Annotated in this window: 15 protein-coding genes and 1 pseudogene; 13 read left to right on the top strand and 3 right to left on the bottom strand. The window is 37.9% G+C overall.

Annotated features, from left to right (window positions below):
- Window positions 1-189 precede the first annotated feature (189 nt).
- Window positions 190-1,062 (top strand): SDR family oxidoreductase, encoded by an 873-nt coding sequence (locus tag F7888_RS13150; RefSeq protein ID WP_191780177.1) that lies wholly within the window; start codon window positions 190-192, stop codon window positions 1,060-1,062.
- Between the two features lie 37 nt (window positions 1,063-1,099).
- Here the strand turns inward: F7888_RS13150 and F7888_RS13145 are convergent, their stop codons facing one another.
- On the bottom strand, window positions 1,100-1,669 hold the full coding sequence (locus tag F7888_RS13145; protein ID WP_191780175.1) for a CBO0543 family protein: 570 nt from the start codon (window positions 1,667-1,669) through the stop codon (window positions 1,100-1,102).
- Window positions 1,670-1,854: 185 nt separating this feature from the next.
- Here F7888_RS13145 and F7888_RS13140 point away from each other — a divergent pair, with 185 nt between their 5' ends.
- From F7888_RS13140 to F7888_RS13125, 5 genes are all read left to right on the top strand, one after another.
- Window positions 1,855-2,442, top strand: coding sequence for a CBO0543 family protein (locus tag F7888_RS13140; RefSeq protein WP_225228783.1), 588 nt, complete (start codon window positions 1,855-1,857; stop codon window positions 2,440-2,442).
- 211 nt (window positions 2,443-2,653) lie between these two features.
- Window positions 2,654-3,850, top strand: a complete 1,197-nt coding sequence (gene nagA / locus F7888_RS13135) for an N-acetylglucosamine-6-phosphate deacetylase (protein ID WP_191780173.1) — start codon at window positions 2,654-2,656, stop codon at window positions 3,848-3,850.
- Window positions 3,851-4,074: 224 nt separating this feature from the next.
- Entirely contained in the window at window positions 4,075-5,499 is a 1,425-nt protein-coding gene (locus F7888_RS13130) for a hypothetical protein (protein ID WP_191780171.1), read from the top strand.
- A 69-nt stretch (window positions 5,500-5,568) separates the two neighbouring features.
- Window positions 5,569-5,697, top strand: coding sequence for a hypothetical protein (locus F7888_RS22845; protein ID WP_263601195.1), 129 nt, complete (start codon window positions 5,569-5,571; stop codon window positions 5,695-5,697).
- 199 nt (window positions 5,698-5,896) lie between these two features.
- Window positions 5,897-6,646 (top strand): NAD-dependent epimerase/dehydratase family protein, encoded by a 750-nt coding sequence (locus F7888_RS13125; RefSeq protein WP_191780170.1) that lies wholly within the window; start codon window positions 5,897-5,899, stop codon window positions 6,644-6,646.
- A gap of 44 nt (window positions 6,647-6,690) precedes the next feature.
- Here F7888_RS13125 and F7888_RS13120 read toward each other — a convergent pair whose 3' ends face one another.
- Window positions 6,691-7,335: a hypothetical protein gene (locus F7888_RS13120; RefSeq protein ID WP_225228782.1), complete on the bottom strand. Its 645-nt coding sequence runs from the start codon at window positions 7,333-7,335 to the stop codon at window positions 6,691-6,693.
- Window positions 7,336-7,493: 158 nt separating this feature from the next.
- On the opposite strand from F7888_RS13120, the gene F7888_RS13115 reads away from it, so the two are divergent.
- From F7888_RS13115 to F7888_RS13090, 6 genes and pseudogenes are all read left to right on the top strand, one after another.
- A complete protein-coding gene (locus F7888_RS13115) occupies window positions 7,494-8,381 on the top strand; it encodes a helix-turn-helix transcriptional regulator (protein WP_225228781.1) in 888 nt (295 codons plus the stop codon).
- Between the two features lie 14 nt (window positions 8,382-8,395).
- Window positions 8,396-8,971: a Crp/Fnr family transcriptional regulator gene (locus F7888_RS13110; protein ID WP_191780165.1), complete on the top strand. Its 576-nt coding sequence runs from the start codon at window positions 8,396-8,398 to the stop codon at window positions 8,969-8,971.
- Between the two features lie 84 nt (window positions 8,972-9,055).
- Window positions 9,056-10,030: an NAD(P)-dependent alcohol dehydrogenase gene (locus tag F7888_RS13105; RefSeq protein WP_191780163.1), complete on the top strand. Its 975-nt coding sequence runs from the start codon at window positions 9,056-9,058 to the stop codon at window positions 10,028-10,030.
- 137 nt (window positions 10,031-10,167) lie between these two features.
- Window positions 10,168-10,386: a hypothetical protein gene (locus F7888_RS13100; protein ID WP_191780161.1), complete on the top strand. Its 219-nt coding sequence runs from the start codon at window positions 10,168-10,170 to the stop codon at window positions 10,384-10,386.
- A 60-nt stretch (window positions 10,387-10,446) separates the two neighbouring features.
- Window positions 10,447-11,203, top strand: a pseudogene (locus tag F7888_RS13095) (EcsC family protein).
- A 56-nt stretch (window positions 11,204-11,259) separates the two neighbouring features.
- Window positions 11,260-11,820, top strand: a complete 561-nt coding sequence (locus F7888_RS13090; RefSeq protein ID WP_191780159.1) for a maltose acetyltransferase domain-containing protein — start codon at window positions 11,260-11,262, stop codon at window positions 11,818-11,820.
- A 170-nt stretch (window positions 11,821-11,990) separates the two neighbouring features.
- On the opposite strand, the gene F7888_RS13085 is transcribed toward F7888_RS13090, so the two are convergent.
- Window positions 11,991-12,362, bottom strand: a complete 372-nt coding sequence (locus tag F7888_RS13085) for a VOC family protein (RefSeq protein WP_191780157.1) — start codon at window positions 12,360-12,362, stop codon at window positions 11,991-11,993.
- A 204-nt stretch (window positions 12,363-12,566) separates the two neighbouring features.
- Between F7888_RS13085 and F7888_RS13080 the strand changes: the two genes are divergently transcribed.
- Complete coding sequence (locus F7888_RS13080) at window positions 12,567-12,875, top strand: PadR family transcriptional regulator (RefSeq protein WP_191780155.1); 309 nt, start codon at window positions 12,567-12,569, stop codon at window positions 12,873-12,875.
- Window positions 12,876-12,965 lie beyond the last annotated feature (90 nt).

Raw genomic sequence — 12,965 nt, 5'->3', positions numbered from 1 at the left:
CCTATTAACTAATCCTTATTAAATTTTATTTCCTAATCATGTAATTAATTTGATTACAAGTTTATTATACCAAAACCATAACAAAATAATATATGTTATTTCACTTGTTGACAAATCGGTTACATGTAACTAAGATGAATACATGTAATCGATGTTGTTACAAATGAACTTGAAATGGGGGAAATATAAATGAAAATTTTAGTTACTGGAGCAACAGGGAAATTAGGTTCCAAGGTTGTAGAATCATTATTGAAGTCAGTACCTGCAAGTGATCTGGTGGTGAGTGTTCGAAACCCAGAGAAAGCAGTTGGACTTGGTGCTCTTGGAGTGGAAGTTCGTCAAGGAGATTTTGATCGTCCAGAAACATTAGATGATGCCTTTACAGGGATTGACCGCCTATTAATTATTTCAGCCGATGGTGACAATGAAACAAGAATTCATCAACATGCTAATGCTGTTCAAGCAGCTGAGCGTGCAGGGGTGAAATTTATTGCTTACACAAGTATAGCTAATGCAACAGAGAGTAATAATTTAATGGCACCTCCTCATATAGCGACAGAAGCAGCCATCATTAAGACGGGTATTCCATATTCCTTCTTACGTAACAATTGGTATTTGGAAAACGAAGTCGGGAGCATCCAAGGGCTAATTGCAGGAGCCCCGTGGGTAACTTCGGCAGGAGAAGGTAAAGTAGGGTGGGCACTGCAACAAGATTATGCTGATGCCGCTGCAGCAGTTCTTGCTGGAAACGGCCACGAAAATACAGTGTATGAACTTTCTGGTCCTCTTTTAACTCAAGAAGAATTGGCAGCAGCTCTTGGTATTGTATTAGGTAAAGAAGTACCTGTACAACAAGTTAGTGACGAAAAATATGCTGAGATCATGAAAGGAATAGGTTTAGCTGATTTTGTAATTCCTATTGTAGTAGGGATTCAAGAGAGCATTAGAAACGGTTCACTAGCAGTTGAAAGCAATGATTTCGAGAAAGTTCTTGGTCGTCCAGTTACGCCGATAAACGAAGCACTGATTCAACTTGTTAATACAATTTCTCAAACAAAATAAATTGAAATGAAATCTCAAATAACCGGCATTATGTCGGTTATTTTTTGTGTGGTTTAATTTTATGTAATTTATGAAATAACCAGGTTATAACTTTTGCTATCAAAAGTACAAATACGTACCCAAAGAATAAGTGAAAATAATTAATTTCTCCGTACATTCTAAAAAGGTCAGTATTTACTAAAATAGGCTTTAAAATAAATGCAAATATAGCAGCAGTTATGATAGCGTATAGGTAATAATTTTTATGATTATTTAATGTCCATTGGTAAATTAGCATGAAAGCCACAGGGACCAAGGAGGCGTCAATTGAGACGCTTGGCAGTGCAGGGATAACCTGATAAGGATAATGCCAATACCCTCTATTTATACCGTAAATATCGAGAAATGTAAAAAAAACATGAACGCTATAACCATAAAAACCAATTAGAAATACTTTACTTCGGTCAATTTTGAAATATAGAATAACCAATGGGACTAAAAGAATAGCAATTAAAACCCAAAACTGCCATGTAGAAGTGTTTGAATAGTCTGTCCAATAATTAATTAAAGAATCGGTATTCTCTTTTCTACCGTATAGAATCTTGTCAAATTCATGTAAACGATCCAATTATATTCCTCCCTAATGTTTGCCAATTAAGTACCGTCGCTTTTTTGCGTTCAACGATATGATAAATGGGTGTATGTCTACTCACTAACAGCAACTGAGAGGTTATTTTTTTAGTGGAGACAAGTGTTTAAAGAAATTACTTTTAACAAATACTAGCATAAAAGAAATTGCTGGAGTGGATAGATATGATGACCAAGGAGCAAGGAAAGCGATTAAATGAGATACTGGATTTACAAGAGAAGGTTGTTTCTATGTGGTTGGAGTATTGGAAGGACTTCTCTCATTTTAATACTGGTCCATTCTGGGTCATTTTTTTGATGCTGGTTGTGCCTCTTGTTATCATTTATTTTAAAATCGATAGAACAAGGGCTTTTCAAATTGGATTTTATGGATTTAATATCCATACTTGGTTTACTTATTCGGATGCTATAGCTATGAGGACTGGGTACGTATATTATCCGTTTCAGGTGATACCTGTTATGCCAGTTAACTTTGCCTTGGATGCTTCACTTGTCCCTGTCACCTTCATGTTGGTATATCAATGGTGTATCAATAACAATAAGAATGTATTCCTTTATGGTGTAATAACGAGTGCTTTTTTCTCTTTCTTATTCAAGCCTGTCTTGAATGCATGGGATTTAATCAAGCTAGATAATGGTATGAATTACTTCTATCTCTTCCTCAATTATCTGGTCATTTTAATTTTGGCAATTGTAATAACGAAGGTCTTTATCTACTTCAAACACCATCCAAAAGTTTCTAGAAGTAAATAAGTTATATACAGTTTTTATAATTTCGAGGGCTATTCTAAAAGTGGAATAGCTTTTTTTATTTAGCTTAGTGGGGTGCGTTGATCTAGGGAGTTTTTCGAAATACCTTTTTTATAAATCTTGTAGTATTGTTGCTAATATATAAGAACTTTAAAAAGGCTAATAACGGGAAGATTAAGATAGATTTCTATCGGTTCGGAAGGATGGGATTTCAATGAATCTACATAAAAAACCTATTTTGCTTAAGGGAATGGAAGTATATTCTGAAGAATTGATTTTAGAAAATGGGTTTTTAATCATACATGATCAGAAAATAATTAGCTTTGGAGTGCTGGAAGATTTACAACAAGAGGATCAATTTGAAGTTATTGAGATTCCCCCAAAATGTAAGGCGATTCCTGGATTTGTTGATGTTCATATTCATGGTGTTAATGGTGCGGATGTGATGGATGGAACACAGGAAGCACTTGATATAATGACGGGAATACTACCAGGAGAAGGCACTACTAGTTTTTTAGCGACTACGATGACCCAGAGTAATATAACAATTGAAAAGGCTCTTGAAAATGTGGGGAATTATATAGAACGGCAGCAAGTGCCAGGGAAAGCAGAAATACTTGGGATTCATCTTGAAGGTCCATTTATAAATGCAAAAAGAGCAGGTGCACAGCCATTAGAGTATATTGTTGAACCTAATCTAGATGTTTTGAAAAAATGGAAAACCTTGTCGAAGGAAACCATTAAATTAGTCACTTTGGCACCTGAGACGAAGGGTGGACTAAAGATGGTTCGTTATTTAAAAGAAAATGGTATCATTGCCTCTATTGGTCATTCAGATGCCACATATCAAGTGGTAAATGAAGCAATAGAGGCTGGAGCAAGTCATGTCACACATTTATATAATCAAATGAGAGGTTTACACCATCGTGAACCTGGTGTTGTTGGTGCAGCATTTTTAAGTGATGAATTAAAAGTTGAAATAATTACTGATGGAATCCATGTGCGACAAGAAATGGTCAAGCTTGCTTATATGCAAATAGGAAGTGAAAGAGTCATTTTGATTACAGACTCTATGCGAGCTAAGTGCTTAGCAAATGGTCAGTATGATCTAGGTGGACAGGACGTTTTAGTACAAGATAATAAAGCAATACTTAGTGATGGTACACTCGCTGGGAGTATCCTTAAATTTGGAAATGCTGTGAAAAATATCATTGATTATACGGGATGTTCACTTGAAGATGTTATTAAAATGGCTTCTGTTAACCCAGCCAAACAATTAAATATATTCGAACGGAAGGGAAGCATTTCGAAAGGGAAAGATGCGGATATCGTAATTCTTGATGAAAAGTTAGATGTTTTTATGACATATTGTCGAGGAAAGCTTGCTTATAAAAAGGCTGAGAATAAATGAATGTACTAGAAGTAAGGTCTAACAAGAAAATAGAAAAGAGTAGACTTCAGTACCATGTTCTACTTTTACAATACTCACTAGAGGAATGTTGCTAATCATGTGCCAGCATTTTTACAAATTTGATTCCATAGCCCACCCATTTTTTTATCACTACTTAGGCGAATGTGCATAGGATATATTCAACCATAATAGTCTCGTATTTTGGTGAATAGGGGGAGTATATGATGGAATTAACGATGGCACATTGGTTATATTTGTTTGTCACGTTGGTTGTTATAGTTACAATGATTTTCAGGAAGGGTGTTGTATTACCGACTTTATTAGGGACGTTTCTTGTGGCTTGGGTGTATAAAGGAAGTCTTGTAGGTGGATTTACTTCTGTTTTTAACGCGAATTTAACGGCTGCAAAAGAATTGTTTAGTATTTTCCTAATCATCACGTTTATGGTGGCCTTGCTGCATTCATTGAAGGATTTGGGTGCGGATAAACAGATGATTTCTCCTTTGAAAAAGGTGATGAAGAATGGTCATATTGCCTATTTCACACTGATTATCGTCACGTATGCGATTTCGCTCTTTTTCTGGCCTACTCCAGCAGTTCCTCTCATTTGTGCCTTACTTGTACCAGCAGCTGTAAGAGCTGGTTTACCTGTTATGGCTGCGGCAATGGCCGTTGCACTTGCAGGTCAAGGAATGGCACTTTCTTCTGACTATGTTATCCAAGTAGCCCCAGGGTTAAGTGCAACAGCAGCAGGAATTGATCAATCACTTATTGCTCAGAAGGCATTGGTTTTATCTCTTATCACTGGGATCACCGCCATTGTATTTGTGTACTTCCAATTTAGAAAAGAAATGCGTCAACCGAATGATGCTAATATTGATAAGGAATTAACTGTTTTACAAAGTAAGCAGGATGAAGGGGATCAGCCGAAACATGTGCGACCAGGCTCAAAAGGGAAAGTATTTGCGATTTTGGTGCCTCTATCCATGCTTGCAGTCATGATTTTCATGATTTACACAAAGCTAAGTGGTGGACGAATGGGTGGATTTGAAGGAGGGGATGGTGCTGCATTTATTGGTGGAGTGGCTGTTCTTTTACTCGCATTCGCTACACTAACAAAAGAAAAAAGTGGAGCTCTTGAACGGATTAGTGAACATATCACAGATGGGTTTGTGTTTGCCTTTAAAGCAATGGGACCGGTCATTCCAATAGCTGGCTTCTTCTTCTTAGGAAGTGGGGACTTTTCGGCAAGTATCCTATCTTTAGCTAACTCAGAACCTCCAGCCTTCCTTTTTGAGTTGGTGCAGGCTGGTCAGACAGTCATCCCGGAAAATATCGTATTATCAGCTTTTGGTATTTTAATCATCGGAATTATTACAGGTTTGGATGGATCTGGTTTTTCAGGATTACCGTTAACAGGTGCGCTATCTGGGGCACTAGCCTCGAATTCAGTTGATCCATCGACCCTTGCTGCGATCGGACAGATGGGCTCGATCTGGACTGGTGGAGGTACGATCATTGCTTGGTCATCCCTAGTAGCAGTTGCAGGATTATGTGGTGTACCTGTGATGGAACTCGTTCGGAAAAACTTCAAACCCGTGCTGTTGGGGTTAGTTATCTCAACGATTGTTGCGTTAGTGATTTGGTAAGTAGTAGAGGTGACCGCAGTGCCAAAGGAGATTTATCCTCCTTTGGCACTGCGGTGGGTGGACAAGCTAGTGGGAGGAACTGGAGGTGGCGCTGGAGCTGGAGCCGGAAGGATTAAGAGGAGATTTTACCGTTATATGAAAAATGAGGTTCATTTTGGAGAAAATAAGGGAGGTATTTCCGCTTATACAAAGAAATAGTAGCTGTTTTTGCTTGTTTTGAGCAAATAGGAGGAATTTCTTCCGCTATATAAGTTATTTTTTATGATTTTTATCAAATAAGGGAAATTTCTTCGTTTATTTTTCAAGCCAGGAGTAGTTGACTGAAATCAAGCCAATGTATATTTTCTAAAAAAAGGAAGGAACCTAACTCTAACTATTGTATTGACGGAGGCTGAAAATGAAGAAGATTACAATTGTTGGTGGAGCAGGGACCATTGGGACGATCCTAACAGAGGGATTAAGTGACAAGTATGACATCATTGTTTTAGATAAAATGGAACCGAAATACGCAACGAAATTTAAAAAAGTGGATGCAACGAATTATGAGGAATTACTAGGAGCGATACCGAAAGATTCTGATGTATTACTCAATTTGTTAACGATTCATATTGATGAAGATTTGAAAGAAGTCGACCATTTCAAGCAAATGACCGACATTCATTTTAGTTCATCCTTTTATATGTTGAGAGCTGCGATTGACTTGGGTATTCCTAGGGTTGTCTTTGCGAGTAGTAATCATACAACGGATTATTATGAGCAAGAGGGAAGATCTAAATTAGGGAGGGAAATCACGATAAACGATTATCCGTATTCAAAAGGACTATACGGGGTGTTGAAGCTGGCGTCTGAAAACATTGCTCATATTATGGCACATGATGAAGCAAATAATCTTTCCGTGATTAACCTACGAATTGGCAGTGTTCCGGAAGATGAAAAGCAGGCACTTAAAGAAAAAGAACGATTACATCACACCTTATTATCTCGTGAAGATACGGTTCAACTATTTGATTTAGCCCTTCAATCGACTGTTAAATATGGGACATATTATGGTGTCTCTGATAACCCACAGAAGCCATGGTCTACAGAAAATGCTTGGAGGGAATTAGGGTTTGTTTCTAAGGTGAATTCAGAGGATTTGCTTGAATAAAGTACTTTGTAGAAAGCCACCAGGTTGATTCTGGTGGCTGTTAGTTATGTCGTTTTATGTTTAATAAAAAGACCACCACCCAACCAAATCAGAGAAATCCCCATCGGTATCGCCAAGATCCGGTCAAATGGATGGGGAATAACTGCGGCGGCAAGTGTGATAACAGCTGAAAATGCTAGTAGAATCCCGGCTAAAGGTGGGAAGACTTTAGCACGAAATGTTGCGATTCCAAATAACAGTCCACCAACCATGTATAATGCTCCTGCTAATGGTGCTAGTGCTGGGAAAATGCCAAGTGCTACCTCGCTTTTCACTCCACCAAAGATTCCCACTATACCCTCTACAAATTGTGGAGCATCGTTTATAAGTAAGGGTAAAACAAAGGCTTCAATGAAACTAAAAGTCATTGAAATGAGCCAGAACAGACTAAAGGTGACAAATCCAATCAGACCAAGCCAGTTAGTTTCCTTCACTTGCCTAATGTAGATTCCTAGAATTCCGACGAAACTGAAAAGAGACATCGCCATGGTCAGCGCAGCGACTGCAAGCCATCTATTGGTGTTAACAGAAGATAGCTGATCAGCTGGGTGGATAAATTGAATGACGATGTAGAAAATCCCTGCTAATATGGCGAATACTCCTGTCCAACGGATGAGATTCTCTCCTGTTCCTTTCTTATGTTCAATCATTTGATTTTCCTCCATATCGCGTTTTATTTATACTTACAAATTAACACGCACAACTTCGTTCCACTTTCCCAATCTTGCTGTAAATCGGAAATCCCAAATTGAACTATTTACGTATTCATTTTCATATAGTACATTAGGGGTGTAAGTTGTCTTGAAAAATGTGGAAACTAGGTGATGTGATGGAACATTATGAAGTGGTTGAAGAAGCTTTACTATATATTGAAGAGAATCTGAATCAACCGTTATCACTAGGTTCAGTTTCGAACACTTTTCATATGTCAAAGTATTATTTTCATAGACTTTTTTCCGCAATCATGGGCAGTTCCTTGAATCAATATATACTAGCTAGAAGATTGAATAAATCTGTAGAATTGATTCGGATAAATGATCTGTCGTTAACTGATATTGCCTTACAACTGAACTTTGGAACTCCTTCGTCTTACTCCCGTGCCTTTAAAAAACAATATGGTCTTTCTCCAAACTCTCTAAGGAAGAATGGAGAGATGATCACTGTATCTGATATTCCTCCAGTTATCAAACGTCCAATTAAAAACATCAATGGAGATATTGTGACGGATTTTACCCTAACAGACTTTCATTCTATTCAATTAAGCGGCATTGTATTTGAGGTTGATATAGCAACCTCTGATTATAAAGAAAAGATTCGGGCTCATTCAAACATGTTGGTAGAAAGTGTTGATGAAGCAATAAGTAGTCCTTGTTATGTGATTTATTCAAACTGTCAACCAAACTCTACTAAATTCAAGGCTCTTGTCGGTGTCCCGTATTCAATTAAGGTTGAGTTACCTAATTTTTTCACCGTCAAGCTAGGACCGCTATTTTGTGCTAAATTTACATACACTGGTGATTTGCTTGATATTGGAGATGTCTTGATTCATGATTTTGCCCGATTTTTGATAATTTCTAGACAGGAAGCAGAGGATGCTGAGATTGAGCTTGTTCAAGTGTTTGAGGACATTCACAACCTTGATTCCGCTTATCATGTTTTCGTTCCAATCAAAAAGCTACCTATTGATTTAGGATGAAAAGGAGTCTTGCGATGAAAGAAATTCTGAAGAAATATATGGGGAAATATACAGCGTTAAGTGAGGAGGAGCAACAGGCGATTACAGAAGAACTAGTGATAAGAGAGTTTCCAAAGGGAACTTATTTGATTAAACAGGGAGATATTCCTACTTCGAATTGTTATTTTGTATTGAAGGGGTGTGTCAGGAAATATCAAGTAGGGGATGATGGGAAAGAGGTTACAACGAATTTTTTTACTGAAGAACAAGCGATTATGTTATTTAATGTTGAAGATGTTAACCAAGAAACGAAGTACACATTACATTGCTTAGAGGATTGTGTGTTGGTTGTTGCCGATCTTGAGTCTGAGCAAGGGATGTATCAGCAATATTCAGAGCTTGAGCAGATGACACGCCGAATGATGGAGACTTATTTGATTCAAGTGCAAAATGAGTATGCGGCATTTGTTCGTTCTTCTCCAGAAGAGCGCTATAAACAAATCATACAGAATCGGCCAGAGCTTCTCAAACGTGTACCTCAGCATCAATTAGCAAGCTATCTTGGGATCACAGCTGAGTCATTAAGCAGAATCAAAAAGCGAATGCAATAATGAGTGTTTCTCTTACCTTAAGTCAATGCAGTAACAGGATACTCCAATTACAATGAAAAAAAAGCAATTGTAGGAGGATGGAGAATGAAGGCGCTTATTTCTGAAAAATATGGAACACCAGATACGCTTAAACTTGACGAGGTAGCTAAACCTAGACCTGAAGCAAATCAAGTCCTGGTAAAAGTACATGCATCTTCGATTAATTATGGAAATATTGCCCTTTTAACAGGTCAACCGTTTCCGGTTCGGTTAGCATTTGGACTTAGGAAGCCGAAGTATCGTATTCCTGGAGGGGATATGGCGGGAGTTGTGGAGGCTGTTGGTATAAATGTTACAAAATTTCGGGTTGGAGATAAGGTGTACGGAGACTTATCTAGCAGCGGGTGGGGAGCATTCGCAGAGTATGTTGTTGTCGATGAGACCGCATTGGCCATCATGCCTAGTAATCTATTGTTTACAGAAGCAGCTGGTGTTCCGATGGCAGCTATTACCGCGCTTCAAGCGATAAGGAATGTGGGGAAGGTGAGGGCAGGACAGCAAATCCTGATCCATGGAGGTTCAGGTGGCGTAGGAACGTTTGCCGTTCAACTTGCAAAGGCAATGGGGGCTCATGTGACGGCGGTGGTAAGTAGTCGGAATGTAGACCTTGTGAAATCCCTTGGAGCTGACCGTGTGATTGATTATCAAAAAGAGGATTTTGTGAATGATGGTGAGGCCTTTGATGTGATTTTTGGAGTGAACGGGGCGCAATCGATTTTTACTTATAAGAGAAAATTAAAAAAGAATGGTGTGTTCATTCATGTAGGTGGAGAAACGAGTCAATTTTATCAAATCTTGTTTATGGGTCCCTTGGTCTCCATCTTTGGAAAAAAGAAATTTATCACCTTTATGCAGAAGGCAAATCAGAGAGATTTAGAGTTTATGAAAAGTCTTATTGAAGAAGGAAAAGTCAAGACCGTGGTTGATAGAAGCTATTCGCTGAATGAGATTCCTGAAGCAATGCGCTATTTTGAGGAAGGCCATGCGCAGGGAAAAGTCATTATTACAATGGACACATAAATAGTTGCTCCTTACCATTTAGTGACATAAGCTAATACATTGCGCATAGACTAGAATCATAGTATGATTAATAAATAAGTTCATATACTCCAAAGGGGAGTAGCTAACAGTTATGTCGTCAATACGTGCTTCTTGATGTGTCAGAGTACCTAAAAGAAGGGACGGACCATCGTTGGACGTATTTAAAAAAAGGCTATGAAGAGTACTATGATTTAATTGACGGGAAAGAAATACCGATGTGGCTCATTGAAAAGGTGAGGAAATGGTATTATCAAACGCAACCAGGGCAGGCTGAATTTCAGAAGTTTGTGAATAAGCTTATCAGGTTATTTCGTATAAGAGGAAAAGGAGAGTAGGAACGTGTGGTGAGAATCGAAACGAAAGAAGCGTTACTAAAAGAATTAGATGCAATTCAAATGTGGGAGGAAGAGCAGAAGGGCCTATGGTTGGGAGAAGCTTGGGCGTCTCCCTTTTAAACTCCTTGACCGCCTGACGCCACAGTTCATTCACAAAAAAATCGGACAAGCGCTAGATGAAGTGGGTAGTTATTTACAAACGGGTGGACGTTATTTATCAAATGAGAAGGAGATTTTAAAAAGGTATGTTCGGAAAACAGGAGATGAGGATGTCTCATTAGAAACCATTTCGGAGTTATCGATACAGATGATGGATGAAATCAGTGATGAACTTATCCATTCGCGAAAAAACATCGCAATGACACAAGGAGCCACAACTGGAATAGGTGGCATCTTCACATTGTCGATTGATATTCCATTACTGCTTGGTATATCTCTTAAAACACTTCAGGAAATTGCCGTGACATATGGGTATGATCCTAATGATAAAAAGGAGCGAATTTTCATCGTTAAATGTCTCCAATTTGCTTCTTCAGATATTGTTGGTAAACAAGCTGTGTTAAAGGAGCTGTCCGCCTATTCAGATCCAGAGATGGAAATGAGGGATGAGACCCTATCACAGGTTAAGGGCTGGAGAGAGGTCATCATGACATACAGAGACAACTTTGGCTGGAAAAAGCTATTTCAAATGATTCCAATTGCGGGTATGATTTTCGGTTCTTTCATTAATAAATCAATGATTCATGATATTGGAGAAACGGGGAAAATGCTATATAAAAAACGCCGTATTAATGAAAAACTTAGTGAGTTAAAATAGAAATAGATATGTGTCTACTTGAAAGAATAGCTATTAAAGAAAGTAGGTCATTAATTATGAAAACAGAAAAAGAGAAAATGTTAGCGGGGGAACTGTATGATCCTGCTGATCCGGTTTTATTGAAGGAATGTGAGGAAGCAAGACGCTTGGTCAGGTTATTTAATCAAACGCTAGAAACTGAAGGTGAAAAGCGAACGGAATTATTAAAGGAATTATTAGGTTCAACAGGAGAAAATGTCTATATGGAGCCTAATATTCGATTTGATTATGGTTACAACACCTATGTAGGAGAGAATTTTTTTGCTAACTTCGATTGTACGATTTTGGATGTGTGTGAAGTGAGATTTGGTGATAATTGTATGCTTGCTCCTGGCGTTCAGATCTATACAGCCACACATCCACTAGACCCTACGGAACGGAATTCAGGGAGAGAATTTGCTAAACCAATTACATTTGGAAACAATGTATGGATTGGAGGATCTGCCATCATCAACCCGGGTGTAACGGTTGGAGATAATGTTGTCATCGCATCTGGGGCAGTCGTGACAAAGGATGTACCGGATAATGTCGTGGTTGGGGGGAACCCAGCGAGAATCATTAAGCAGATTGAGATTTAAGTAGAGCTGTGAAATGAAGAGTTGTGTAATTGATACATAAAGTTTCTGGAAGGCTTTCTGAGGAACTTGATACATACATAAAAATGGGGGAACGTCTGATTTGGACGTTCCCGTTATTATTCCGTTAAAGCATCCCGTTAATGAAATAAGGTAACTTATTCATGATCATCTTACCAGTGTACTTGAAGCTTATTACCATTTGGGTCATAAAAGTGGAAAAAGGCATGACCATGATCTTCTTTTATCTCCTCGACCTTAACTTGATTATCAACTAAGTGTTGATGAAATTTAGATAATTCTGGACTTGTAAAGCCAATGCTGAATTCTTGTTCATGATCAATTGTAAAGTGTGCAAATGTTTCATCTTTGGTAGGAATTAAGATAAGTAAGAAAGGTCCCTCATTTACTTTTAGAATGGCAAGTTCCTTAGTATGGTTTAGTAACTGTAGCCCTAATACATCTCTATACCATTGTGCAGATAGTTCTAAATCTTTTACAGGAATTCTAATATAATGTACTTGTTCAATAAACGATTTACTCATAGCCTTCTCTCCTTTATTAAATCCGGTATATCAATAGTTCCCGTTCTATCTTCCTTTTTCCTTCTAATTATTGAAATCCTCACATGATTCTTTAACAAAGACTTTTGTAAAGATATTGTAAATAGGGTTGTAAGCAGATTTTTGTCTATGTTACCATTCTGTGTAGGAAGCCGATATTGTGTTTCGAAAACGGGAGGTCGTTTTTTGGAAGAGAAAGTATTGCGAAAGCTTTTTCTAGGTTTTATACAAATCCATATTTTACACCATGCTAAGGAGCATCCGATATTTGGTCTGTGGATGTTGGAGGAACTGAGAGAACATGGATATAACATTAGTTCAGGTACCTTGTATCCAATTCTTCATTCAATGGAAAGCGATGGACTTCTATCGAAGGAAGAAAAGAATGTAGAAGGAAAAATAAGAAAGTATTATCGGGCCACAGAAAAAGGAAATCGTGTTCTTATTGAGGCAAGAAAAAAGGCGTATGAATTGTTCAAGGAAATTAAAGATTAACAAACAACCTTGTATGTTGGAAGGAGATTATAAGTGGAAAAAACAAAGGTGAAAGAAAGAAATTTATTTAAATCATTACTAGAAATTTTA

Source organism: Litchfieldia stipae (assembly GCF_014837155.1).
GTDB lineage: Bacteria > Bacillota > Bacilli > Bacillales > Bacillaceae_L > Litchfieldia.
The sequence above is the reverse complement of the archived record's forward strand: the minus strand, read 5'-3'. Positions and strand labels throughout refer to the sequence as shown.

Bases quoted from the DNA above. Each gene is read 5' to 3' on its own strand.
- F7888_RS13130 (WP_191780171.1), top strand. From the start codon at position 4,075: ATGGAATTAACGATGGCACATTGGTTATATTTGTTTGTCACGTTGGTT.
- F7888_RS13150 (WP_191780177.1), top strand. From the start codon at position 190: ATGAAAATTTTAGTTACTGGAGCAACAGGGAAATTAGGTTCCAAGGTT.
- F7888_RS13140 (WP_225228783.1), top strand. From the start codon at position 1,855: ATGATGACCAAGGAGCAAGGAAAGCGATTAAATGAGATACTGGATTTA.
- nagA (WP_191780173.1), top strand. From the start codon at position 2,654: ATGAATCTACATAAAAAACCTATTTTGCTTAAGGGAATGGAAGTATAT.
- F7888_RS13085 (WP_191780157.1), bottom strand. From the start codon at position 12,362: ATGAGTAAATCGTTTATTGAACAAGTACATTATATTAGAATTCCTGTA.
- F7888_RS13120 (WP_225228782.1), bottom strand. From the start codon at position 7,335: ATGATTGAACATAAGAAAGGAACAGGAGAGAATCTCATCCGTTGGACA.
- F7888_RS13105 (WP_191780163.1), top strand. From the start codon at position 9,056: ATGAAGGCGCTTATTTCTGAAAAATATGGAACACCAGATACGCTTAAA.
- F7888_RS13115 (WP_225228781.1), top strand. From the start codon at position 7,494: ATGTGGAAACTAGGTGATGTGATGGAACATTATGAAGTGGTTGAAGAA.
- F7888_RS13125 (WP_191780170.1), top strand. From the start codon at position 5,897: ATGAAGAAGATTACAATTGTTGGTGGAGCAGGGACCATTGGGACGATC.
- F7888_RS13090 (WP_191780159.1), top strand. From the start codon at position 11,260: ATGAAAACAGAAAAAGAGAAAATGTTAGCGGGGGAACTGTATGATCCT.
- F7888_RS13110 (WP_191780165.1), top strand. From the start codon at position 8,396: ATGAAAGAAATTCTGAAGAAATATATGGGGAAATATACAGCGTTAAGT.